This window comes from Pseudomonas sp. 7-41 (assembly GCF_021233075.1).
Lineage (GTDB): Bacteria > Pseudomonadota > Gammaproteobacteria > Pseudomonadales > Pseudomonadaceae > Aquipseudomonas > Aquipseudomonas veronii.
In genome coordinates this window covers 1,578,760-1,602,952 of sequence record NZ_CP089551.1, presented here as the reverse complement: position 1 = coordinate 1,602,952, position 24,193 = coordinate 1,578,760, and the positions used below count along the sequence as shown (strand labels likewise).

Here is a 24,193-nt window from a genome sequence, read left to right as displayed (position 1 = left end):
GGAGAAAATTAGAAATGACCTTCGTCGTCACCGACAACTGCATCAAGTGCAAATACACCGACTGCGTAGAAGTCTGTCCGGTGGACTGCTTCTACGAAGGCCCGAATTTCCTGGTGATCCACCCGGATGAGTGCATTGACTGCGCCCTGTGTGAACCTGAATGCCCGGCCGTCGCTATTTTCTCCGAGGACGAGGTCCCGGAAGATATGCAGGAATTTATCCAGTTGAACGTCGAACTGGCGGAAATCTGGCCGAACATCACGGAGAAGAAAGAGTCGCTGCCGGATGCCGAAGAGTGGGATGGCGTAAAAGGCAAGATCAAAGATCTCGAGCGCTGACAGCGCCGCAGCCCAACAAAAAAGGCCCCTTGCGGGCCTTTTTTGCGTTCAGGGGCAGGCATTTCACTTTTCTGCAGGCGAAAAAAGGGGCGGTATGACCCGCCCACATTTTTTCCCTAGTCCCTGTATTCCTTTTTCATCATCCTGATGAATCGCATCCTGCGACGTTCCTTCAAACCATCGTTCCTTGATGGCTGTGTCAATCCGTGGACACAGGACTGATAGTAACCAGTTCCCAGGGAAGTACAACGCAACCCAACCCGTCGCCTGCCGAGCTTTCGCTCTCGCGAGCCAATAAATAATTGTTATATTTCAATTGATTAGAAATATGACCAGACAATTTGAGACGTCCGGAAGCGCAAAAAAAACCAAACACTTACGCGAGAGTAAGCAAATGCTTACACGAGCAACTGCGTAAGAGCCTGACAAGCGATACCTGGCCGTTCGGCGGACAAGAAAAAGCCCCGACAATAGCGGGGCTTGTTTCCTGCGAATGACTCAGTCGTCGCTGACTGTAATCGTCGGCATGGCCGGTGAAGCCGCTTCTTGCAGGACAATCCGCGCGCCCACGTGACGCGCCAGTTCCTGATAAACCATGGCGATCTGGCCATCAGGCTCGGCCGCCACTGTCGGTTTGCCACCATCGGCCTGTTCGCGAATCACCATCGCCAGCGGCAGCGAGGCCAGCAGTTCGACGCCGTACTGGGTCGCCAACTTCTCGCCGCCCCCCTCACCGAACAGGTGCTCGGCATGGCCACAGTTGGAGCAGATGTGAACCGCCATGTTTTCCACGACGCCCAGCACCGGGATGTTGACCTTGCGGAACATTTCCACGCCTTTCTTCGCGTCCAGCAACGCCAGGTCCTGCGGCGTGGTCACGATCACCGCACCGGCCACCGGGACTTTTTGCGCCAGGGTCAGCTGGATGTCACCGGTGCCTGGCGGCATGTCGATCACCAGGTAGTCCAAATCGCCCCAGGCGGTCTGGGTCACCAGTTGCAGCAAAGCGCCGGAAACCATCGGCCCGCGCCACACCATCGGCGTGTTGTCGTCGGTCAGGAACGCCATGGACATCACTTCCACACCCAGCGACTCGATGGGCACGAACCACTTCTGGTCCTTGATTTTCGGGCGGGTGCCCTCGGCAATGCCGAACATCACGCCCTGGCTCGGGCCGTAGATATCCGCGTCGAGAATCCCCACGCGGGCGCCTTCGCGCGCCAGCGCCAGCGCCAGGTTGGCCGCCGTGGTGGATTTGCCCACGCCGCCCTTGCCGGAGGCCACGGCCACCACATTCTTCACGTTGGCCAGGCCGGGGATCTGCGCCTGGGCCTTGTGCGGCGCGATCACGCACTGAATGTCGACCTTGGCGGAACGCACGCCGTCGAGGCCTTCGATGGCCATTTGCAGCATCTGCGCCCAGCCGCTCTTGAACAGACCGGCGGCATAGCCCAGCTCCATCCGGACCGACACCTGGTCGCCCTGGATCTCGATGGCGCGGACACAACCGGCACTGACCGGATCCTGGTTCAAATAGGGGTCGGTGTACTGGCGAAGAACGGCTTCCACCGCTGCGCGATTAACGGCGCTCATGGGCTACTCCCGAAAAAGACTGACTGAAACAGGCGGCTATCCTAACCGTTCCAGCGGCTTAACGGCATGCTTTCGCAGGTTGGGAAGATGCTGAAACAGCGCCACGGGGTGAAATATATTTGCCGGCGCTTTATAGTGGCCGACCTCCGTTTCATCGAGTAGCCGAGCCCCATGTCCGAGCCACGCAAGATCCTCGTCACCAGCGCCCTGCCCTATGCCAATGGTTCCATCCATCTTGGCCATATGCTTGAGTACATCCAGACCGACATGTGGGTGCGCTTCCAGAAGCATCGCGGCAATCAATGCATCTATGTCTGCGCGGACGACGCCCACGGTTCGGCCATCATGTTGCGCGCCGAAAAGGAAGGCATCACCCCGGAACAACTGATCGCCAATGTGCAGGCTGAACACAGCGCCGACTTTGCCGAGTTCCTGGTCGACTTCGACAACTTCCATTCGACCCACGCCGACGAAAACCGCGAGCTGTCGAGCCAGATCTACCTGCGGTTGAAGGACGCCGGGCACATTGCCACGCGCTCGATCACGCAGTATTTCGACCCGGAAAAGAAAATGTTCCTGGCCGACCGCTTCATCAAGGGCACCTGCCCGAAATGCGGCACCGAGGACCAGTACGGCGACAACTGCGAAAAATGCGGTGCCACCTACGCCCCCACCGACCTGAAGAACCCCAAGTCAGCGATCTCCGGCGCCACACCGGTGCTCAAGGATTCCCAGCACTTCTTCTTCAAGCTCCCGGATTTCCAGCAGATGCTGCAAACCTGGACGCGCAGCGGCACCCTGCAGGACGCCGTCGCCAACAAGATCGCCGAATGGCTGGATGCCGGGCTGCAACAGTGGGACATTTCCCGCGATGCGCCGTACTTCGGCTTTGAGATCCCAGGCGAGCCGGGCAAGTATTTCTACGTGTGGCTGGACGCCCCGATCGGCTACATGGCCAGCTTCAAGAACCTGTGCAAGCGCACGCCGGAGCTGGACTTCGATGCGTTCTGGGGCAAGGACTCCACCGCCGAGCTGTACCATTTCATCGGCAAGGACATCGTCAACTTCCACGCCCTGTTCTGGCCGGCGATGCTCGAAGGTGCGGGCTACCGCAAGCCGACCGGCATCAACGTACACGGCTACCTGACCGTCAACGGCCAGAAGATGTCCAAGTCCCGTGGCACCTTTATCAAGGCGCGCACCTACCTGGATCACCTGTCGCCGGAATACCTGCGCTACTACTATGCGTCCAAGCTGGGCCGTGGTGTCGACGACCTTGACCTGAACCTGGAAGACTTCGTACAGAAGGTCAACTCGGACCTCGTCGGCAAAGTCGTCAACATCGCCAGCCGTTGCGCCGGTTTCATCCACAAGGGCAATGCCGGTGTGCTGGTGGCCGAGAATGCCGCACCGGAACTGACCGACGCGTTCCTGGCCGCCGCGCCAAGCATCGCCGATGCCTATGAAGCCCGCGACTTTGCCCGCGCCATGCGCGAGATCATGGGCCTGGCCGACCGCGCCAACGCGTGGATCGCCGACAAGGCACCGTGGTCGCTGAACAAGCAGGAAGGCAAGCAGGCGGAAGTCCAGGCCATCTGCGCCACCGGCATCAACCTGTTCCGCCAGTTGGTGATCTTCCTCAAGCCGGTGCTGCCGTTGCTGGCCGCGGATGCCGAGGCGTTCCTCAACGTCGCGCCGCTGACCTGGAACGACCACGCCAGCTTGCTCAGCAACCATCAATTGAACGAGTTCAAGCCATTGATGACCCGTATCGACCCGGTAAAAGTCCAGGCCATGAGCGACGCGTCGAAAGAAGACCTGGTCGCCAGCCCGACCGACACCGGCGAATCGAACCCGGCTGGCAACGGTGAACTGGTCAAGGACCCGCTGTCCCCGGAGATCGAGTTCGACGCCTTTGCCGCCGTCGACCTGCGGGTTGCGCTGATTCTCAAGGCCGAAGCCGTGGAAGGTGCCGACAAGCTGCTGCGCCTGACCCTCGATATCGGCGACGAGCAACGCAACGTGTTCTCCGGGATCAAGAGCGCTTATCCGGACCCGTCCAAGCTCAATGGTCGCCTGACCATGATGATCGCCAACCTCAAGCCGCGGAAAATGAAGTTCGGTATTTCCGAAGGCATGGTGATGGCGGCCGGCCCCGGCGGCGAAGAAATCTACCTGCTGAGCCCTGACAGCGGCGCCAAGCCGGGTCAACGCATCAAGTAAGCCCTGCAAAACAGCCCTGTCGTCGCGGCGACAGGGCTTTTCAGCTAGTACCCCCTTCTCGCTTGCCGGATAATCAGGCCCTGTTCGCTTAACCGGCATGCCCATGACCGATATGCTCCTCACCCTTGTCAGCGCCGCCCTGATCAACAACCTCGTGTTGCAGATGCCGTTGGCCGTCGACCCGATATTGGCCGCGCATTCACGCTCGCGGGTGCATGCATTGGGGATTGCCACCACCGTGTTGATGGCAGTGAGCGGCGTGCTGGCCTATTTGCTGGATCACTACGTGCTGCAACCGTTGGGGTTGACTGCCCTGCGACTGTGGGTGTTTTTACCGCTGACCGCGCTGCTGATCCGCCCCGTGCTCGGCGCGCTCACGCGCCTGCGCCCTACGCTGCCGACGGAAGGGTTATGGCCGCTGCTGCTGGGCAACGCCGGGGTACTGGGCGTGGTGTTGCTGGGCATTGAAGATGATGAGGGGCTGGCGCACATGGCGGCACTGAGCGTGGGCGCCGGGCTCGGCTTCTGGCTGGTGCTGAGCCTGTTCAGCGACTTGCGCCAGCGCATCGCCGACAACGACATCCCGCTGCCCTTCCGCGGCCTGCCGGTCGAACTGATCAGCGCCGGGCTGATGGCGGTGGCTTTTCTGGGTTTCAACGCAATGATCAAAGCATGAGCCTGATTCAACGTATCGACGCGCTGCTCCCGCAAACCCAATGCGGCAAGTGCGGGCACCCGGGCTGCAAGCCCTACGCCGAAGGGATCGCCCAAGGCGAAGCCATCAATAAGTGCCCGCCGGGCGGGCAGGAAACGATCGGCGCGCTCGCGCAGTTGCTGAACGTGCCGGTACTGGCACTGGATACCAGCCGCGGCGAAGCGCCACCACAGATTGCCTACATCCGTGAGGCCGAATGCATCGGCTGTACCAAATGCATCCAGGCCTGCCCGGTGGATGCAATTGTCGGCGCGGCCAAATGGATGCACACCGTGATCATCGACGAATGCACCGGTTGCGACCTGTGCGTCGCGCCCTGCCCGGTCGATTGCATCGAGATGCGCCCGCTAGTGGCGGTGCTGCCGATTGTCGGCGGCCTGGCGACCAACGACCACCAGCGCCGCGCGCGCGGCTTGAAGCGAGACCGCGCACGGCGACGCTTTGAGCAACGCAACGCGCGCCTGCAACGGGAAGAAGAACACAAACAGGCCGAACGCCTGGCCCGCGCCAAGCGAGCCGCGCCGTTGGCCGCCGTGCCGATCGATGCGGCGCAGGCAGCCCAGGACGCCGCGATCAAGAAAGCCAAGATCAACGTGGCGATGAGCCGTGCGCAGTTGCATAAATCCTTGAAGGCATTCGGGCATCCGCCCACCTTTGAACAGCAGTCGCAACTGATCGTGCTGCAACAACAGTTCGAAGCCGCGGAGCAGGCATTGGCCGCTCTGGAGGTGAAGCCCGCGCCTGCAACGCCGGCCCCCGCTAACACCGCCGATCTCAAGCGCGCCAAGATCCAACTGGCAATGCGGCGCGCCGAATTGAAGAAAGCCCAGGATCGGAACGCCGACCCACAGCAACTGGCCGAGGCACACGCCAATCTCGACGCAGCACAGCGCCAGGTGGATGCCCATGGCCACGCTTGAGCCTCAACAGGCCCTGCAACGGGTGTTGCTGGCGACACTGCCGGGTGGGTTGGCAATGTTCTGGCTGTTCGGTTGGGGCGTGTTGATCAATCTGTTGCTGGCGACGGGCTGCGCACTGCTGGTCGATGCGGGCGTGCAACGCCTGCGGGGGGCGCGTGGCGGCGATCTGAGCAGCCTGGTCAGCGCGACCCTGCTCGCCCTGGCACTGCCGCCCTATTGCCCCTGGTGGCTGTGCGTGGCGGCCGTGGCCAGTGGACTGCTGCTGGGCAAGCACCTGTACGGCGGCCAGCGCAACCCCTTCAACCCGGCGATGGTCGGGTATGCGTCGATGCTGGTGGCCTTTCCGCAACTCATGACGCACTGGCCGACCACCCACGGCATGGACCTGCTGGCCGGCGCACAACAGGTATTCGGCCTGCACCGCGACGCGCCCGATGCCTGGGCCCAGGCCACGGCACTGGACGCCCTGCGACTGAACAAAAGCCTGACCATCGATGAACTGTTCGCGCGCAACCCGGCATTTGGGCATGTCGGCGGCAAGGGCAGCGAGTGGGTGAACCTGGCGTTTCTGGCCGGCGGGCTGTGGCTGTTGCGCCAGCGGGTATTCAGTTGGCACGCGCCCTTGGGCATGTTGGGTAGCCTGTTTGTGATCAGCCTGCTGTGCTGGAATGGCTCGGGCTCTGACTCTCACGGCTCGCCGCTGTTTCATCTGCTGACGGGCGCCACGCTTCTCGGCGCATTTTTTATCGTCACCGAGCCGGTCTCCGGCCCAAAAAGCCCCAGGGCCCGGCTGCTGTTCGGGGTGGGCGTGGGCCTGCTGACGTATCTGATTCGCACGTGGGGCGGTTACCCGGACGGTGTAGCCTTTGCGGTGCTGCTGATGAACCTGGCCGTGCCGGCGCTGGAACGCCTGGTGGCCGCGAAACAGCCGGCGGTCAGCCTATGAAGTCGCACAGAGGCGTACTGCTGGCGTTGCTGATCGCTATCGGCGGCGGCACGCTGATCCTGACCCTTCAGCACCTGACTGCCGATCACGCCGCGCGCCAGGCCCTGGCCCTGAAGCGCCAGGCATTGCTCGACCTGCTACCCGCCGACCGTTATGACAATCAGCCGCTGGAGCAACCGCTGCCGATCGCTGCGCAGCCGCTGGAGGAGAGCCAACTGCTGGGTGGCTATCGGGTCAGCCTGTCGGGCCAACCCAGCGCGGTGCTGCTGCGGTTGAGCACCAGCGGCTATGCCGGCCCGATCGAACTGCTGATCGCCATTGACCGCGACGGCAAGCTGCTGGGCATCAAGACCCTGGCGCAATCGGAAACCCCAACCCTGGGCGGGCTTATCAGCCAGCCCGGCAACCCTTGGCTGGCCTCATTCAAGGGGCGTTCGCGCACGGACATGCAAGACTCGACCGTCGATCAAATAGCCGGTGCCACCCTCACCTCTCGAGCGGTGATCAGCGCCACCCATGACGCTTTGCGCTATTTCGACGAGCACCGCTCATCCCTGCTGGAGCCCGACGCCCATGACTAGAGCCGTTGGCCTGGCCAATGCAGCGATGCTGGCACCGTTGCTCGGGGTGACTGACACCCTGCCCAAAGCCCTGAGCTTCCTGGCGTTGTCGGCGTTGACCGTGACGCTCTACGGCCTGGTCATGCGCGCGGTGCGCTCGCGCCTGAGCGCGTCCCTGCGGCTGGGTGCCAGCTTGATGGTCGCCGCGACACTGGTCAGTTGTGTGCAGCTACTGTTGCAGGCATTTGCGCTGCCGCTGTATCAGCAGTTGGGCATCTACCTCGCGCTGATCAGCGTGCAATGCGTTGTCCTGGAACACCATGGTTTCTTTGAGGCGGGCCAGCGCAAGGCGCAGCTACGGTTGGTCGGCCTGTTCGCCGCGCTCATGCTCGTCATGGGGTTGTTACGCGCCAGTGCCGCCACCACATTGATGCCGGCCGGGTTTATCCTGCTCGGGTTATTGCTCGCTGGGTTGCAAGCCTGGGCCCATTTTTCACAATCACGCTGACCGCCAGCAAGGAATCGCCTGCCCCATGAACGCCGCAAAACGCCTGGAAATTTTCCGCAGGCTCCACGAAGACAATCCGGAACCCAAAACCGAACTGGCCTACTCCACGCCGTTTGAGTTGCTGATTGCGGTGATTCTCTCGGCCCAATCCACAGACGTCGGCGTCAACAAGGCCACGGCCAAACTGTATCCCGTGGCGAACACGCCGGCAGCGATCCATGCCTTGGGCGTGGAAGGTTTATCCGAATACATCAAGACCATCGGCTTGTACAACAGCAAGGCGAAAAATGTCATCGAGACCTGCCGCCTACTGGTGGAGCGGCATGGCGGCGAAGTGCCGCAAACCCGCGAAGCGCTAGAGGCTTTGCCAGGCGTGGGCCGCAAAACGGCAAACGTTGTGCTCAATACGGCGTTCCGGCAACTGACCATGGCCGTGGACACTCACATTTTCCGGGTGAGCAACCGCACCGGCATTGCCCGCGGCAAGAATGTGGTGGAAGTGGAAAAACAACTGATGAAGTTTGTCCCCAAGCCGTATCTGCTCGATTCGCACCACTGGCTGATCCTTCACGGGCGCTACGTTTGCCAGGCCCGCAAGCCGCGCTGCGGCAGCTGTCGCATCGAAGACCTGTGCGAATACAAGGACAAGACGTCGGACGATTGAGGGATCATAGGTTTTTTCGATCTATCGATTGAAAAAATCTTTTTTACCCGCTCATGGAATATCGTTATAAGGAGCGCCAACGGCAGTCTTAGCCCGGAGTTAACGTTATGAGCACTGGCAAAGAACAACTGGAAGTGGACGATGACCTTGTCGAGTCGGATGACGATGGGCAGGAAGCACCTGTAGAGGTGGCCAAGACCAATCTAAGCAAACGCCGCACCATCGACAACCTTCTGGAAGAGCGACGCTTGCAAAAACAGCTGGCCGATTACGATTTCGACCTCTGATCAGCCGAGAACGGCCGGAAGCCTCCCTCACGGAGGCTTTTTTCTGCCGATTCGCCTGGCTATCCAGCCATGGGGTGGCGCCCTCCTCTAGACCAGGCCATTGCGTTGAGCCAACTCGATCAGATCGACCAGTGAGCGGGCATTGAGCTTGAGCAGCAAGCGTGTCTTATAGGTGCTGACGGTTTTGTTGCTGAGGAACATACCGTCAGCGATCTCCTTGTTGGTTTTGCCGCGCGCCAGTTGCTGCAACACCATCATCTCGCGTCCCGAAAGGCGCTCGACCATGTCGGCCTCGCTGGCGTTGCCCATGGTAGAACGCACCGAATTCAGCGCCTGGTTGGGAAAGTAGCTGTAACCGGACAGCACCGCCTTGATGGCACTCAGCAATTCCGTCAGGTCCTGCTGCTTGCACACGTACCCGGCCGCCCCCGCCTGCATGCAGCGCATGGAGAAATGGCCCGGCGCCTGGGAAGTCAGGACCAGCACCTTGAACGGTGTGGCCTGTTTGGTGGACGACAGCCGGCAGATAACTTCCAGGCCATCGAGTTTGGGAATTCCAATATCCAGTATGACAATGTCCGGCATATGTTCCCGTGCAAGTTGCAACGCATCGACACCGTTATCGGTCTCGGCAACGACCTCATAACCATGACGCTCCATTAGCATGCGCACAGCAAGACGAATGACGGGATGATCATCCACGATCAGCACTTTATTCATGAGAAAGTCCAATTTCGCTGTTCGAATTATTCAGAGCAAGCACAATAGCCTAGTCGTTTCCTAGTTGGCATAGCGTTCCACCCCAAGCAACAGCAAGCAGAGACCCAACCCACAACGAGATAGGAATTAACCTACAAAAAAACACCAACTCAGATGTTTCGAGTTTTATGGAGCCTTTCAGACCTTTCCGGGCTCGCACATATTTTGAGAGAAATATCCGGTGAATAGGGGGGCAACCGTAAACGCAGCGCACACCCGTTTCAGGAAATGCCCCTTGCATGTCGCGACCGCATGGGCCGACAGGTAAAAAAAGCCTGATGATTTCAGTTCCATTCAACATATTTATTTACACCATAAATTTCCTACAGAACTTTCCGCGACTTACATCTACGCCGCACTTTTGTGAGTGAATTTTCTGTAAGACATAGTTCCTACTCAGGTGTAAATAATTCATTCCTCGGCGGGCCAGGCATCAAACTTTCTGAAACGACGAACCTCGATAGACTTTAAACAAACCTAAACAACTTTAAACATCAGGATCGCCGCGCCTTTTTTACAGGCAAAAAAAATGGCCCCTGAACAAGGGGCCACTTTTCATTTCGACGGGAACACTCAGAACAACTTGCGACCCTTGTTGGCCGCAATACGCATGCGCAGTGCATTCAACTTGATGAAGCCTGCTGCGTCCGCCTGGTTGTAGGCGCCGCCATCTTCTTCGAAGGTGGCGATGTTGGCGTCGAACAGCGACTCATCGGACTTGCGACCGGTGACGATCACGTTGCCCTTGTACAGCTTCAGGCGCACAACGCCGTTCACGTGAGCCTGGGAAGCGTCGATCATCTGTTGCAGCATCAGACGCTCAGGGCTCCACCAGTAGCCGGTGTAGATCAGGCTGGCGTACTTGGGCATCAGCTCGTCTTTGAGGTGAGCCACTTCGCGGTCCAGGGTGATCGACTCGATCGCGCGGTGGGCGCGCAGCATGATGGTGCCGCCTGGGGTTTCGTAGCAGCCACGGGACTTCATGCCCACGTAACGGTTCTCGACGATGTCGAGACGGCCGATACCGTGTTCGCCGCCGATACGGTTCAGGGTCGCCAGTACGGTGGCCGGGGTCATCTCGACGCCGTCCAGCGCGACGATGTCGCCGTTGCGGTAGGTCAGTTCCAGGTACTGCGGCTTGTCGGGAGCGTTCTCCGGGGAGACGGTCCAACGCCACATGTCTTCTTCGTGCTCGGTCCAGGTGTCTTCCAGCACGCCGCCTTCATAGGAGATGTGCAGCAGGTTGGCGTCCATCGAGTACGGGGACTTCTTCTTGCCGTGACGCTCGATCGGAATGCCATGCTTTTCAGCGTAATCCATCAGTTTTTCACGGGACAGCAAGTCCCATTCACGCCAAGGGGCAATCACTTTCACGCCCGGCTTGAGGGCATAGGCGCCCAGTTCGAAACGCACCTGGTCGTTGCCTTTGCCGGTGGCGCCATGGGAAATGGCGTCAGCGCCGGTTTCGTTGGCGATTTCGATCAGGCGCTTGGCGATCAGCGGACGTGCGATGGAGGTACCCAGCAGGTACTCGCCTTCGTAGACGGTGTTGGCGCGAAACATCGGGAAAACGAAATCGCGGACGAACTCTTCGCGCAGGTCGTCAATGTAGATCTCTTTGACGCCCATGGCTTGCGCCTTGGCGCGTGCAGGTTCGACCTCTTCGCCCTGACCCAGGTCAGCGGTGAAGGTCACCACTTCACAGTTATAAGTATCCTGCAGCCACTTGAGGATCACCGAAGTGTCCAGGCCGCCGGAATACGCGAGAACGACCTTGTTTACGTCGGCCATGCCATCACTCCACGGGGTTTTACGGAAAGGCAACGATTCTACCGATCAAAACCGCGAAATTACAGGGGCGCGACAGCAAATGAAGATAAAGCGACAGATTATGTCGAGCGGGCGACCAATGGTCGCACCTTATGACGTAGCGGCGGGGTTGCTCGGGCCCTTGGCTTGCACCGCCGGTTTCTCGGGGGCAGCCACGCGTTCGAGCTGGATATTGACGCGCCGATTGCGCGCGCGGTTGGCGGCATTGGTATTGGGCGCCAAGGGGTAGCTTTCGCCGTGGAAACGCATGGTGATCTGCGATTCCGGCACGCCGTTGGCCTTGAAGTAGTCCATCACCGCCAATGCGCGACGGCGCGAGACATCGCGATTGGTCAGGCGATTGCCGCTGTTGTCGGAGTGACCGTTCAATTCGATATGGTTGACCGTCGGATCGGCCTTCATGAATTCGACGATCACCGCCAGCTTGCGCTTGGCCGCTGCGTCCAGCTCGATACCGCCACCGGGGAAGCCAACTTCGGTCTGCTTGACCTGATCGTAATTCATCGGCAGCAGCTTGGCGGTACACAGTTGATAGTCGTTGTAGGCTTTGTTGAATTTCACCGGCAACAGACGAATTTCCGAATAGCCGCCTTCACGCCCGTAATGCCGCACGGTCGGGCTGCGCCCCTCGAGCAGGCCATTGAACAGGCGCCCGGCCTGGGCCTGGGAACTGTTGAACAAGACATCGCCACTGCCGGCACGCACGGCGCCGAGGTTGATATCGCCGCGGCCCGGTTGCCATGGCGCAGCCGCCGCCAGCAGGGTCGCCGATCCTGCGCCGAGCAAGCCGTTAAAGGCTTTCAGACGGAATGTCGCCTGCTCGCCGGCCCGGCGCACGAACTCACCCGAGCCGAAATCGGTGATCGGCTGGGTCAAGCGGCACTCGAATTTGTCGCCCTCCACCTTCCACTCAATATTCTCCAGACGTGTCTGGAACGTGAGGGCCATCGCAGGCAGGCTGGCGAACACACTGAGCAGGGCTAGATAATGCTGGCGCACGGGAGGCTCCACTGGTTTCTACAACACTTCAAAGCGTCATACATCGTTAAGGCATACCAAAGGCTATCGGATGCATCCTGCAAAACTTGATAGCGAGTGCCTGCAAGAGTCTTTTCCGGTAGCATTCCCACCAGATTGACCCGCCTGGAATCCCCAATGTCCGACCGCCTGACCCTGCTGCGTCCCGACGACTGGCATATTCATCTTCGCGATGGTGCTGCGTTGCCCCACACCGTGGCCGATGTTGCGCGCACGTTTGGCCGCGCCATCATCATGCCTAACCTGGTACCTCCGGTGCGTAATGCCGCGCAGGCCGACGCCTATCGCCAGCGCATCCTCGCTGTACGGCCGGCCGGCAGCCGCTTCGAACCGTTGATGGTGCTCTACCTGACCGACCGCACCCAGCCCGACGAAATCCGCGAGGCCAAGGCCAGCGGTTTCGTACACGCCGCCAAGCTGTATCCGGCGGGCGCAACCACCAACTCCGACTCCGGCGTGACCAGCATCGACAAGATCCTGCCGGCGATCGAAGCGATGGCCGAAGTCGGCATGCCGCTGTTGATCCACGGTGAAGTCACCCGCGGCGATGTCGACGTGTTCGATCGCGAGAAGATCTTCATCGACGAGCATATGCGCCGGGTGGTCGAGCTGTTTCCGACCCTCAAGGTGGTGTTCGAACACATCACCACGGCCGATGCGGTGCAGTTCGTCACCGAGGCCTCGGCCAACGTTGGCGCGACCATCACCGCCCATCACCTGCTCTACAACCGCAACCACATGCTGGTGGGCGGGATTCGGCCGCACTTCTATTGCCTGCCGATTCTCAAGCGCAACACCCATCAGGTGGCCCTGCTGGACGCTGCGACCAGCGGCAACCCGAAGTTCTTCCTCGGCACCGACTCGGCGCCCCACGCCCAGCATGCCAAGGAAGCGGCCTGCGGTTGTGCCGGTTGCTACACCGCCTATGCGGCGATCGAGCTGTACGCCGAAGCGTTCGACCAACGCAACGCCCTGGACAAACTCGAAGGCTTCGCCAGCCTCAACGGCCCGCGTTTCTACGGGCTGCCGGCGAATACCGACCGCATCACCCTGGTCCGTGAAGACTGGACTGCCCCCGTCAGCCTGCCGTTTGGCGAGCTGACTGTTATCCCGCTGCGCGCCGGTGAAACACTGCGCTGGCGCCTGCTGGAGGAAAGCAAGTGAGTGAAGACCATTACGATGACGAACACGAGCACAGCGGTGGCGGTTCCCGTCACCCGATGGCCGAGCGGTTTCGCGGCTATCTGCCGGTCGTCATCGACGTAGAAACCGGTGGTTTCAACTGCGCCACCGACGCGCTGCTGGAAATCGCCGCGACCACCATCGGCATGGACGAACAGGGTTTTGTGTTCGCGGAACACACCCACTTCTTCCGCGTCGAGCCGTTCGAAGGCGCCAATATCGAAGCCGCGGCCCTGGAATTCACCGGGATCAAGCTCGATCACCCACTGCGCATGGCGGTGAGTGAAGAAGCAGCACTGACCGATATCTTCCGTGGCGTGCGCAAGGCGTTGAAGGCCAATGGCTGCAAACGCGCGATCCTGGTGGGGCACAACAGCAGCTTCGACCTGGGCTTCCTGAATGCCGCCGTGGCGCGGCTGGACATGAAGCGCAACCCGTTCCACCCGTTCTCCAGCTTCGACACCGCTACGCTCGCCGGCCTGGCTTATGGCCAGACCGTATTGGCCAAAGCCTGCCAGGCCGCCGGTATCGACTTTGACGGTCGCGAAGCCCACTCGGCGCGCTATGACACCGAAAAGACCGCCGAGCTGTTCTGCGGCATCGTCAACCGTTGGAAACAGATGGGCGGCTGGGAAGACTTCAACGACTGAAGTGGAATCCCGCACATAAAAAAACCGGCCTTCTCAGGCCGGTTTTTTTTACCGCAAACGAGGCTTACAGCTTGCCGGCGTTCTCGGTCAGGTAGGCTGCAACGCCTTCTGGCGAAGCGTTCATGCCTTTGTCGCCTTTTTTCCAGTTGGCAGGGCAGACTTCGCCGTGCTCTTCGTGGAATTGCAGCGCGTCGACCAGACGGATCAGCTCTTCCATGTTACGGCCCAGCGGCAGGTCGTTGATGATCTGCGAGCGCACAACGCCCTTGTCATCGATCAGGAACGCGCCACGGAACGCCACGCCGCCTTCGGACTCAACGTCGTAGGCCTTGGCGATGTCGTGCTTCATGTCGGCAGCCATGGTGTATTTGACTTTGCCGATGCCGCCATCGTTGATGGCAGTGTTGCGCCAGGCGTTGTGGGTGAAATGGGAGTCGATGGAAACCGCGACCACTTCAACGTTACGCGCCTTGAAATCGTCCATGCGGTGGTCCAGAGCGATCAGCTCCGAAGGGCAGACGAAAGTGAAGTCCAGCGGGTAGAAGAACACCAGGCCGTATTTGCCTTTGATGGCTTCAGACAGCTTGAAGCTGTCAACGATTTCGCCAGTGCCGAGAACGGCAGGTACGTCGAAATCCGGGGCTTGTTTGCCGACGAGTACGCTCATTGGATATCTCCTGATGCAGGGGTGACGATTGAAGTAAAAGGACCGGCCTCGAGTCTGCCGCGCATAAGCGACAAGCCTGTGACGCAGTCACGCTTCGTGAAGACCGACCATCATACACTGAAAAAACCGTTCGTCAGCGCACAGGCAAAGTCGCGGCCCAGCACGGCAAAACTACTTTGACAATCATTCTCGTTAACATTAAGATCCATCGCACTTAAGCCTTAAACCCGCGATGGTTCTCCCTTATGTATGTCTGCCTCTGCACTGGCGTCACCGACGGACAAATCCGCGAAGCAATCTACGAAGGTTGCTGCAGCTACAAGGAAGTGCGTGAAACGACCGGCGTTGCCAGCCAATGTGGCAAATGTGCTTGCCTCGCCAAGCAAGTGGTACGGGAAACCCTGACGCAGCTGCAAACAGCTCAGGTCGCGCTGCCCTATTCAGCAGAATTTACACACGCCTGAATCAACGTATTTTAAAGAGCCGGACTTAGTGTCCGGCTTTTTTATGCCCGAAATTCAATTAGTTAGGGCCAAGACGCGGAACATAAACATTCTTATTCAGATTAATTTTCATTTATTATTCAATAACTTAGGTTTGACACTCAGGGGCTCGCCACGCAGACTCCTGCTTATATACCGCGAATAAAGGGCAGGACCCCAATCATGAAAGGCGACATCTCAGTCATCCAGCAACTCAACAAAATCCTTGGCAATGAACTGGTCGCGATCAATCAGTACTTTCTGCATGCGCGCATGTATGACGATTGGGGCCTGGAAAAGCTGGGCAAGCGTGAGTACAAGGAATCGATCAAAGCCATGAAGGACGCCGATGCCCTGATCAAGCGCATCCTGTTCCTGGAAGGCCTGCCGAACGTACAGGACCTGGGCAAGCTGAACATCGGCGAGCACACCCACGAAATGATCAGCAGCGACCTGGGCTTCGAACGCAAGAGCCACAGCGAGCTCAAGGCCGCCATCGCTCACTGCGAAGTGACCAAGGACTTCGGCAGCCGCGAACTGCTGGAAGATATCCTGGAAGACCAGGAAGAACATATCGACTGGCTGGAAACCCAACTGGGCCTGATCGACAAGGTCAGCCTGGAGAACTACCTGCAATCGCAGATGGGTGAATAACCCTTATTCACGGTAGGCGCGAGTTTGCTCGCGAAAAACTCAAGGGCCCCGCATTCCATCAGGGGGCCCGCGTTATCGTTGACGTTCTTCGCGAGCAAGCTCGCTCCTACAGATGAAGCACAAAAAAGCCCCGCTCTCGTATGAGAAGCGGGGCTTTTTGTTGCAGGCCAATCAAGCTTCAGTCTGGGCTGCCGCTTTTGCCGCTGCGTCTTTGACCAACGTCTGCAACTCACCGTTCTCGAACATTTCACTGATGATGTCGCTGCCGCCGACCAGCTCACCGGCTACCCACAGTTGCGGGAAAGTCGGCCAGTTAGCGTACTTGGGCAGGTTCGCGCGAATTTCCGGGTTTTGCAGGATATCCACATAAGCGAATTTCTCGCCACATTTCATGATGGCTTGGGACGCTTTCGCGGAGAAGCCGCACTGCGGGGCATTGGGAGAGCCCTTCATGTAAAGCAGAATGGTGTTGTTGGCAATCTGCTCTTTGATCGTTTCGATGATATCCATGGAACACCTCGGCTGGAACTTTGCGACTCACAGGTCGGCACGGTGGCGCATTGTAACGCAAAATCCCAGCGTGGTGCTCGGAGACCTTATGCCGCAGCTACGTGGACCGGCACGCCGTTCAGCGCGGCATTGCCCGACAACTCATCCAACTGCCGCTCGTCGGTCAGGTCGTTCGCGCTGGCACCCGGTTGACGGCTGGCGATCGTCATCTGCACGCCCGGACGCCCGTGGCCCCAACCATGCGGCAGGCTGACCACGCCAGGCATCATGTCCAGGCTGGCCGCGACCTCGACCTCGATCATGCCGATGCGCGAACTGACCTTCACCCGCTGCCCGTCGCTCAATTGGCGGCGGGCCAGATCCTCCGGATGCATGAGCAGTTGGTGCCGGGGCTTGCCCTTCACCAGGCGGTGATAGTTATGCATCCAGGAATTGTTGCTGCGCACATGGCGGCGGCCGATCAACAGCAATTCGTCGGCCGGTGGCAGCGGTTGCGCCGCGAAGCGCGCGAGGTCCGCCAGAATCACGGCCGGCGCGGCCTGTACCCGGCCATTCGCGGTTTTCAGGCGCGCGGCGAGATTGGGCGTCAGGGGCCCCAGGTCCACGCCGTGGGGGTGTTCGGCGAGCATTGCCACCGACAATTGGTGGCTGGAAGCATCGCCATACACGCCGGCGCGCAGGCCGAAATCAATCATCTGCGCCGGTGGCAGGGTCGGCTTGAGCGCAACCCCGGTGTGCGCGGCAAACGCCTTGGCCAGGCCGACGAAGATCTCCCAGTCGTGCAGCGCGCCGTCAGGCTTGGGCAGGATCGCACGATTGAAACGGCTGACATTGCGCACCGCGAACATATTGAAGGTGGTGTCGTAGTGATCGTTTTCCAGCGCCGAGGTGGACGGCAGGATCAGGTCGGCATAACGCGTCGTCTCGTTGATGTAGAGATCGACGCTGACCATGAATTCCAGCCCATCCAGGGCCTGCTCCAACTGGCGACCATTCGGCGTCGATAGCACCGGATTGCCGGCCACGGTGACCAGGGCGCGGATCTGTCCTTCACCTTCGGTGAGCATTTCTTCCGCCAACGCCGACACCGGCAACTCGCCACCGTACTCCGGACGCCCCGACACACGGCTCTGCCAACGATTGAAATGCCCGCCGGAGGTGGAGGCCACCAGGTCCACCGCTGGCGTGGTACACAAGGCGCCGCCTGGACGATCCAGGTTACCGGTGACCAGATTGATCAATTGCACCAGCCAATGGCACAGCGTGCCGAATGCCTGGGTCGAAACGCCCATGCGCCCGTAACACACGGCCCTGTCCGCCGCGGCAAAATCCCGCGCCAACTGGCGGATCTGCTCGGCAGGCAGCGCGCACTGGCGGCTCATGGCCTCAGCGGTAAACCCGGCGATTGCGCGGCGCACGTCGTCCAGGCCGTCGACTGGCAAGTGACTGGCACGGGTCAGGTTTTCGGCAAACAACGTGTTGAGCAGTCCGAACAGCAACGCGGCGTCGCCACCGGGCCGTACAAACAGGTGCTGATCGGCAATCGCCGCCGTCTCGCTGCGCCGCGGGTCGACCACCACCACTTTGCCGCCCCGGGCCTGGATGGCCTTGAGGCGCTTCTCCACGTCGGGCACGGTCATGATGCTGCCGTTGGACGCCAGCGGGTTGCCGCCGAGGATCAGCATGAAGTCGGTGTGGTCAATATCCGGAATCGGCAACAACAGGCCATGGCCGTACATCAGGTGGCTGCTGAGGTGATGAGGCAACTGGTCGACCGAGGTCGCGGAAAACCGGTTGCGTGTCTTGAGCAGGCCAAGGAAGTAATTGCTGTGGGTCATCAGCCCGTAGTTATGCACGCTGGGATTGCCCTGGTACACCGCCACTGAATTCTGTCCGTAGCGAGCCTGGATGCCCGCCAGTTTTTCGGCCACCAGCGCGAAGGCGTCTTCCCACGCAATCGGTTGCCATTCGCTACCCACCCGCAACATGGGTTGGTGCAGGCGGTCCGGGTCATTCTGGATATCCTGCAACGCCACTGCCTTGGGGCAGATATGCCCGCGACTGAAGGTGTCCAGTGGGTCGCCCTTGATCGACGTGATCGCCAGGCTGCCGTCTTCGGCTTGGGTGGTTTCCAGGGTCAGGCCACAGATGGCTTCGCACAGATGGCAGGCACGGTGGTGGAGAGTCTTGGTCATGGCCAGTCTCTTTATTAGGGCTTTGGCCTGACTATGGGCCGCGACTGCGGCGGGCACCAGCAACGTTCGTCGCGTGAATCGAAGGGCATCAGGCCAGGCCATGGGCAAGCGTGAGAAAATGTTTCAAAACCTGCCGAAGTGCCCCTGAAACCGACGCAGCCAGGCCTGGCCCCGCCCTCGCGGATTGCAAAAGGTCGCAGGGCCAGTGTACAAATGACCCGCTGCTGTCAGGAAATCGTCTTCAAAAGCGCTCTCGCGCCTGTCTGAACACCCCTAAACACCGTAGCCCTATTGGTAAGACGCGACATTTAATTATGACTGCGTTCCGGGGCTTTATGGGGTTTTCTTCCTTTACATGGGGGCTTGCATCCTTGCCAATTCCCCATGCTGCCCCGCCCCTACCCGCATCACTGGCCCAGAAATTGGCCCAGCCCTCTCTGGCGTCCTGCCGACCAAATACCAAGCCAAATTAAGACATGCCAGGCATTCGCTTGTAGAATCCGCCGCCATGATCCTGGGCGCGCAGTCGCGCGGGATGCCTTTGGGGGACGACGCACGACCAACCTTGCCCATTTTCACAAGGCAAGGCCGAGTGCGATGAAGCATGAATGACCGATTGAGAGACTATGCAGTGCTAAGAAGTGCGCGTTATTGCTTTAAGTTTTTTACTCTGGCTTTTTCTATCGCCAGTTTTCAGTGGGCCTTTGCTGACGAAGCGACGAACAATTCGTCGGACCAAACAGAGAAGCGCTTTATATCTTCGCCGGTTGATCACTGGCAAACATATTCCCAAAGTGCGCCTGGCGGCACCCATAAATTTATTGAAAACAACAAAAGCTTTTCAATAAAAAAATTGAAAAAACCATCAAAAGATTTTCATACCGGATATGCCTTTGTAAGCGGCGGGAATCTTTATTTTGAGGACAGAGGGAACAGCATCAGCTATAAGAGAAACTGGTTGGGGATATACAACACTTCAAAAATAGCCTCTGACAACGCATACAAAACCGACAGCTATATATTCGACTACGACTCTTATGCCGGAACTATTTCAGCCTGTCCGCTGCTGGGTGATGGCGCGTGCCCAACGATTGATTTTCTAAAGGGCACTTACCCATATGTTTACGCAAAAAAGAAAGACTCCTTATTATCCATAACAAACTATGGAGAGGCCTTACTTTTCAAAGATGGCAAGTGGTGCAGAATGTCAATGCATGACGACATTTATTCATGCGCCAGTTCCGAGCTACCAGTATTGTCCGCCCCTAGGGGAATACAGTTTTACAGTTCAATAAACTATCAAGGGCGGGTTCTTCTGGGAGAGTGGCCGACGGGCCGTCTGTATGAGTTTGATGGCGCTGAGCTAAAACCATCCGACATGACGCCACCGAAAATTGCAGAGCTTTCAGACAAGCGTATGGGTTATGAGGCGCAGACGATGGCCTCTTACTGCGGAGACTTGTTTGTTGGTTATTGGCCGAAGGGTGAAGTGTGGCGATACGACCATGCCGCCGGGAAGTGGGAATTCTTCAACCGGTTTTTCAGCGTAGAAGAAGACGAGCCCTTCATCCCGCATTCGTACCGACCGGACGACGATCTGAACCCGGCATTCTTCGGCCAGCGCATTACCGCTATGGTTCCGTTTAAAGGCTCACTATATGTGACCACGTCAAATCTGAGGTCCTGGACGGCAGCCGATACAGCGCTATCAAAAATATCCCCAGCTAAGGCGGATGAATACGGGGCAATCTACAAAGTGACCAAGCCAGGCTGCTCAACAAGCTACGCGAGCAACCTGCAATAATTAAGGCTCGCGCTACCTACGGAACACCAAGGAGCAATGGACATGCTGACGACTATAACGCCAACCAGAATTGAAAAGTTTGCAGTGCTTGCTTTCGTGCTGCTATTCCCCGGTGCTTTTTTTTACCATGTTGGCACCGGCATCGGTTACATACCGCACGTCCTGGGCGGTTACATCAGCTTTGTCGGCGCGGTGCTCCTCTCTGTTTTTTTGGTGAATTCCGTAATAACAACAACAAAAGAAATGACCATAAAAAAACATGACCTGCTATTTTATGCATTCATATTTTTGTTTGGATTAGTTTCCGCCATAAGCTATATCAACGAGTACCACACAGAGAACGCGCAATCAAACTTCCTACTATTCATAAATATGCTTGTATGCTTCCATATATTCAAAAACATAAACATTACAGATGAAACATTTAAGAAGACGATAACTGCATCCACGCTACTAATGAGTGCAACGATACTTTACCTGTCTTCTGGCGGGCGTTTCTCAATTGAGCTTTTGTCAGAAACTCCAGAAAGTGTTGCAAGCTATCAGACATTTGCAATTGCGTACATCTGCCCTCTTGCTTTGACAATTGGAAAGGCCAAGTCAAGGCTTTGCAGAAATGCAATATTTGCGCTTGGCATGATCTGCCTTTATTTGAACAGCGCAAGAAGCGAGTTTGTAGGGTTCGTTATACTATTCCTTGTCTTCGAGGCCTCCGCTTCAAAGTACAGAATCATAACTCCCGTTGCGGCAATTGCGTTGGCGGCGATAGCGCTCGTAGCCCTGGTGTCGATTGATCCAGAAATTGCAGACAACAGAATCACCCAGCTTATGGACCTGTCTAAAGACGAGTCATCAAACGTAAGAGACGAAATATCTAGAGAGGGATTTGAGAAGATACTTGCTAGCCCAATTATTGGGGACTATGGGAATTACGAGCCCGGCTACTACATCCACAACATCCTGTCGGCCTGGCAGGAATTAGGCATTTTTGGTTTCCTCTACTTCCTTTTTCTGCTCTATTCGCCTACAAAACGATTCGCGGTAAGCGCATTGGTATATGGCGATAGGTCTCATGGGACAGCGCTCTGCCTGGGCATGCTCGCGGCCACGATCGTGCTGCTGATATTCGGCAAGTACTTTGCCTACCCACTGGTAGCGGTGGCGTTGGGAATGGCATCCAGCGAATTTAAGGCAGATACAGCCATCGATAAGCAAGAAAGCTGAAGAAGCGGCCGGGCGTCCGGCCGCCTGTTACTCAAAACTCAGACAATCCAATCTTACAATTCAACTTGACCGGAACGGCAGCGGTGAAATTGCTGGCGTTCGGTGTTCTGATGGATGGCGTGAACCCCGTTTCGGTATCTGGATCAGCGCCCGCAATTGGCGTGATAGAGCCGATAAACGTAATTTTCGATGTGCTCACCACTACTGCCGGCACCTTGGGGTAGGTGTAACGGTAGGCAATGGGCGTGCCTGTCACGAAGCTTGCCCCCGTGGACGTCGTAACGGTTTGCGTGTAGGTAAGCCCTGGCAACCTGTGCGGCAGTGTTGGGTAGGTGCCGGTAGAGGCGCCATGCAAGGCAACACCCTGCGGTAAGTTTCCTGACAGATTCTGTATCGAGAACCCATCCGAGGACGCAGTACCGGAATCAAGCGCGCTTCGAATTACAAAGCCCATATTGTTCACGTTGAAATTCATGCCGTTAATATCGACACTGATTTTGTTCACCGACCCCGCATTTCGAAACAGCAGGAAGAACGTTATGTTGGTGAGGTTTTTACCATTCAGCGTGCAGTTTTTAACGAGAAGGTTTACAGGTCCGTCAGTGTTGGCCGTCAGGGCATTGTTCTGACCGCCGACATCAATGATCCCGCGACCAGTGCCTTGCGGATTGGTAAACGTGGAAAGCGCGACACCGTCCAACGTGAAGTTCCCGCCGAGCATTTCCGACGAATAGATCACACAGCCGAGATCCATGGCGCTGATACTGCCACCAATATAGCCATTGTTCTTTCCTTGCCATGTCCCGCCGCCACGGATATGACTGTTTACAAACCAGCAGTTTTCGGAGTTGCCGTGCATATCCGCCGCATGCACGCCCGACGTGGCATCGTTCGTAATTGTCGCCTCACTGATAATCACGTTTCGGCAGGGCACGCAGCCAGCGCCTGCGTAGCCGCCCATAGCCACGCCATGGCGGCGTGCATGGTACTGGCCACCAGATACCAGGATGTTTTGTGAGTTCGCTGTGATGATCCCGTAATCGTCTCCAGTGGTGCCCGGATTGAAAGCTGATCCGTCCAGTAGCACGCCGTCAGGTGTTTTCGATATCACGATTCCAGCTTCGCCCAGGGCGTTGGCGCGGAGGCCGCGAGTTCTCAGCCTGGTGATCGACTCAAGGAAAATTGTGTTGGTAACCGTGGTGCTGCTGCGAACGTACACATCAATGAGCGTCACGTCGTTTTTGGCGAGCTTGTAGATTTGCACGCCGGCGGCCAGGTAGTCGGCATAGAGATTGCCCGCCAGATTCACGCTGGTCGAAGTAAGCACCTTGTCCACGCGCACCCATTCTCCCGCGTGGTAATAGCTTCTGAACGCAGAGAAGCTGGTGCCTACAGGATTCCAGATGCAAATCCAGTCTCCAGAAACAAGGCCGTGCGCCGTCGCGAAGGGCAGAACGTGAGAGCCGGCGGTGACGTTGGACGCCAGGGATGCAATCTGCGTGATTGACCCAGTGCAGCTGAGGGCGTTCGTTCCTACAAAGTCGCTTGCCGTGGCGTCGATGAACGCCCCGGGTTCGGCAGCAATGCTTACGTTGCCAGGAACTGCTTTCAACTCCTTGTTGATAAACGGAATGCGGCTGTAGCGAACAGGCAGCCCGGTATTGAGTGCGGCCTGAAACGCCGCCCAGTCTATGGTGTTGGTGAGTGACGTAGCGTGCGGGTAAACCGCCTGGGCCGCCGCTAGAGTTGCGAATCGATCGGAAAGAGGATGCCGCGTACCATCGTTAATTGCGCCAAAGCTCGCCGGATTGGCCACGAAGGCAACGCCCTGGGTAACTCGCTGAAGGTCGTCCAGTGCGGCGGCAACCGTGGTTGTGATTCCACTGAGCGATGGCGCATACAGCACGTTTGCGGCGTTGTTAACAGGGCCCTGACCGGTCGCCAGAATAGAGGAAAGGTAGGTCTCGACAGATTGCTTTGTCGCCGCATCCTGCTGTCCGATGGGATTTGCAACGCTGGTGATCCGGCGGTTCTCTGCGAAGAAGTAATCGAGACCAAGCGGCCGAATAAGCGCTCGCTTGAACAGTGAGAACCCTTGCTGAATCAGCATGGTCAGCCGATCAAACACGTCCTCATGGATTTCTGCCAGGAACTTCCCCTGGTTACGCAAGGACGTCAACTGCAGCACGTCCATTTCCCGCGCTACCACCAACTGGCCAGGGCCTGCCAAGGCGGTGCTGGTCACGACGCTCCCGCCCGATTCGCTCCCTGCCCCGTTGGCGGTGTACTGCGTGCCGAAGAGCAGTTGAGTGCTTACCCCTTGCGGATCGATGTAAGTGACAATCAGGTCCTCATTTGCCAGGAACTTGAAGTAGAAAGGGAAATTGGTCGTTACCCCGTTGGTTGCAAATAGCGCGCTACTCTCTGTTGTGTTGACGGTCACG

The 24,193-nt window shown here is 58.2% G+C and carries 22 protein-coding genes and 1 pseudogene; 15 read left to right on the top strand and 8 right to left on the bottom strand.

The window, feature by feature from the left end; all coding sequences use genetic code 11:
* The first annotated feature begins 14 nt into the window (after positions 1-14).
* A complete protein-coding gene (gene fdxA, locus LQ249_RS07110; RefSeq protein ID WP_003222178.1) occupies positions 15-338 on the top strand; it encodes a ferredoxin FdxA in 324 nt (107 codons plus the stop codon).
* Between the two features lie 498 nt (positions 339-836).
* On the opposite strand, the gene apbC is transcribed toward fdxA, so the two are convergent.
* Positions 837-1,931, bottom strand: coding sequence for an iron-sulfur cluster carrier protein ApbC (apbC, locus tag LQ249_RS07105; protein WP_046384535.1), 1,095 nt, complete (start codon positions 1,929-1,931; stop codon positions 837-839).
* Between the two features lie 171 nt (positions 1,932-2,102).
* On the opposite strand from apbC, the gene metG reads away from it, so the two are divergent.
* From metG to LQ249_RS07065, 8 genes and pseudogenes are all read left to right on the top strand, one after another.
* Positions 2,103-4,154 (top strand): methionine--tRNA ligase, encoded by a 2,052-nt coding sequence (gene metG / locus LQ249_RS07100; protein ID WP_108525860.1) that lies wholly within the window; start codon positions 2,103-2,105, stop codon positions 4,152-4,154.
* Positions 4,155-4,257: 103 nt separating this feature from the next.
* Positions 4,258-4,830, top strand: a complete 573-nt coding sequence (locus LQ249_RS07095) for an Rnf-Nqr domain containing protein (RefSeq protein ID WP_046485771.1) — start codon at positions 4,258-4,260, stop codon at positions 4,828-4,830.
* Positions 4,831-4,847: 17 nt separating this feature from the next.
* Positions 4,848-5,219 (top strand): annotated as a pseudogene (gene rsxB / locus LQ249_RS31695) (electron transport complex subunit RsxB); the annotation flags it as partial.
* A gap of 556 nt (positions 5,220-5,775) precedes the next feature.
* Positions 5,776-6,735, top strand: a complete 960-nt coding sequence (locus LQ249_RS07085; RefSeq protein WP_057005821.1) for an RnfABCDGE type electron transport complex subunit D — start codon at positions 5,776-5,778, stop codon at positions 6,733-6,735.
* Positions 6,732-7,316 (top strand): RnfABCDGE type electron transport complex subunit G, encoded by a 585-nt coding sequence (locus LQ249_RS07080; protein WP_057005822.1) that lies wholly within the window; start codon positions 6,732-6,734, stop codon positions 7,314-7,316. Before LQ249_RS07085 ends, LQ249_RS07080 begins: the two co-directional genes overlap by 4 nt.
* A complete protein-coding gene (locus tag LQ249_RS07075; protein WP_046384540.1) occupies positions 7,309-7,803 on the top strand; it encodes an Rnf-Nqr domain containing protein in 495 nt (164 codons plus the stop codon). Before LQ249_RS07080 ends, LQ249_RS07075 begins: the two co-directional genes overlap by 8 nt.
* Positions 7,804-7,828: 25 nt before the next feature.
* Entirely contained in the window at positions 7,829-8,467 is a 639-nt protein-coding gene (nth, locus tag LQ249_RS07070) for an endonuclease III (protein ID WP_046384541.1), read from the top strand.
* 107 nt (positions 8,468-8,574) lie between these two features.
* Positions 8,575-8,754, top strand: coding sequence for a PA3496 family putative envelope integrity protein (locus LQ249_RS07065; RefSeq protein WP_017844628.1), 180 nt, complete (start codon positions 8,575-8,577; stop codon positions 8,752-8,754).
* 87 nt (positions 8,755-8,841) lie between these two features.
* On the opposite strand, the gene LQ249_RS07060 is transcribed toward LQ249_RS07065, so the two are convergent.
* From LQ249_RS07060 to LQ249_RS07050, 3 genes are all read right to left on the bottom strand, one after another.
* On the bottom strand, positions 8,842-9,474 hold the full coding sequence (locus tag LQ249_RS07060) for a response regulator transcription factor (protein WP_017844627.1): 633 nt from the start codon (positions 9,472-9,474) through the stop codon (positions 8,842-8,844).
* 612 nt (positions 9,475-10,086) lie between these two features.
* A complete protein-coding gene (locus LQ249_RS07055; protein WP_017844626.1) occupies positions 10,087-11,304 on the bottom strand; it encodes an argininosuccinate synthase in 1,218 nt (405 codons plus the stop codon).
* Positions 11,305-11,433: 129 nt separating this feature from the next.
* The gene (locus LQ249_RS07050; RefSeq protein WP_057005827.1) at positions 11,434-12,342 is read right to left on the bottom strand and encodes a flagellar protein MotY; all 909 of its coding nucleotides are present in this window, start codon (positions 12,340-12,342) and stop codon (positions 11,434-11,436) included.
* Between the two features lie 156 nt (positions 12,343-12,498).
* Here LQ249_RS07050 and pyrC point away from each other — a divergent pair, with 156 nt between their 5' ends.
* Positions 12,499-13,545 carry a dihydroorotase gene (gene pyrC / locus LQ249_RS07045; protein ID WP_017844624.1) on the top strand — a complete coding sequence of 349 codons (1,047 nt, stop codon included), beginning with the start codon at positions 12,499-12,501 and terminating at the stop codon, positions 13,543-13,545.
* Positions 13,542-14,213: a ribonuclease T gene (gene rnt, locus LQ249_RS07040; RefSeq protein WP_017844623.1), complete on the top strand. Its 672-nt coding sequence runs from the start codon at positions 13,542-13,544 to the stop codon at positions 14,211-14,213. The genes pyrC and rnt overlap by 4 nt, the downstream gene beginning before the upstream one ends.
* A 64-nt stretch (positions 14,214-14,277) precedes the next feature.
* Here rnt and LQ249_RS07035 read toward each other — a convergent pair whose 3' ends face one another.
* Entirely contained in the window at positions 14,278-14,880 is a 603-nt protein-coding gene (locus LQ249_RS07035; RefSeq protein WP_017844622.1) for a peroxiredoxin, read from the bottom strand.
* A gap of 245 nt (positions 14,881-15,125) precedes the next feature.
* Between LQ249_RS07035 and LQ249_RS07030 the strand changes: the two genes are divergently transcribed.
* Positions 15,126-15,344, top strand: a complete 219-nt coding sequence (locus tag LQ249_RS07030) for a bacterioferritin-associated ferredoxin (RefSeq protein WP_026139755.1) — start codon at positions 15,126-15,128, stop codon at positions 15,342-15,344.
* 201 nt (positions 15,345-15,545) lie between these two features.
* Positions 15,546-16,016 carry a bacterioferritin gene (bfr, locus tag LQ249_RS07025; RefSeq protein WP_017844621.1) on the top strand — a complete coding sequence of 157 codons (471 nt, stop codon included), beginning with the start codon at positions 15,546-15,548 and terminating at the stop codon, positions 16,014-16,016.
* 171 nt (positions 16,017-16,187) lie between these two features.
* On the opposite strand, the gene grxD is transcribed toward bfr, so the two are convergent.
* Together grxD and LQ249_RS07015 are read right to left on the bottom strand one after the other, a co-directional pair.
* On the bottom strand, positions 16,188-16,526 hold the full coding sequence (gene grxD, locus LQ249_RS07020; protein ID WP_046384543.1) for a Grx4 family monothiol glutaredoxin: 339 nt from the start codon (positions 16,524-16,526) through the stop codon (positions 16,188-16,190).
* Between the two features lie 86 nt (positions 16,527-16,612).
* Positions 16,613-18,721, bottom strand: a complete 2,109-nt coding sequence (locus LQ249_RS07015; RefSeq protein WP_102617512.1) for a molybdopterin oxidoreductase family protein — start codon at positions 18,719-18,721, stop codon at positions 16,613-16,615.
* A gap of 604 nt (positions 18,722-19,325) precedes the next feature.
* Between LQ249_RS07015 and LQ249_RS07010 the strand changes: the two genes are divergently transcribed.
* Together LQ249_RS07010 and LQ249_RS07005 are read left to right on the top strand one after the other, a co-directional pair.
* A complete protein-coding gene (locus LQ249_RS07010; RefSeq protein ID WP_232566326.1) occupies positions 19,326-20,525 on the top strand; it encodes a hypothetical protein in 1,200 nt (399 codons plus the stop codon).
* Positions 20,526-20,567: 42 nt separating this feature from the next.
* The gene (locus LQ249_RS07005) at positions 20,568-21,749 is read left to right on the top strand and encodes an O-antigen ligase family protein (protein ID WP_232566325.1); all 1,182 of its coding nucleotides are present in this window, start codon (positions 20,568-20,570) and stop codon (positions 21,747-21,749) included.
* A 31-nt stretch (positions 21,750-21,780) separates the two neighbouring features.
* Here LQ249_RS07005 and LQ249_RS07000 read toward each other — a convergent pair whose 3' ends face one another.
* Positions 21,781-24,192 carry a phage tailspike polysaccharide lyase family protein gene (locus LQ249_RS07000; RefSeq protein ID WP_232566324.1) on the bottom strand — a complete coding sequence of 804 codons (2,412 nt, stop codon included), beginning with the start codon at positions 24,190-24,192 and terminating at the stop codon, positions 21,781-21,783.
* Between the last annotated feature and the right edge of the window lies 1 nt (position 24,193).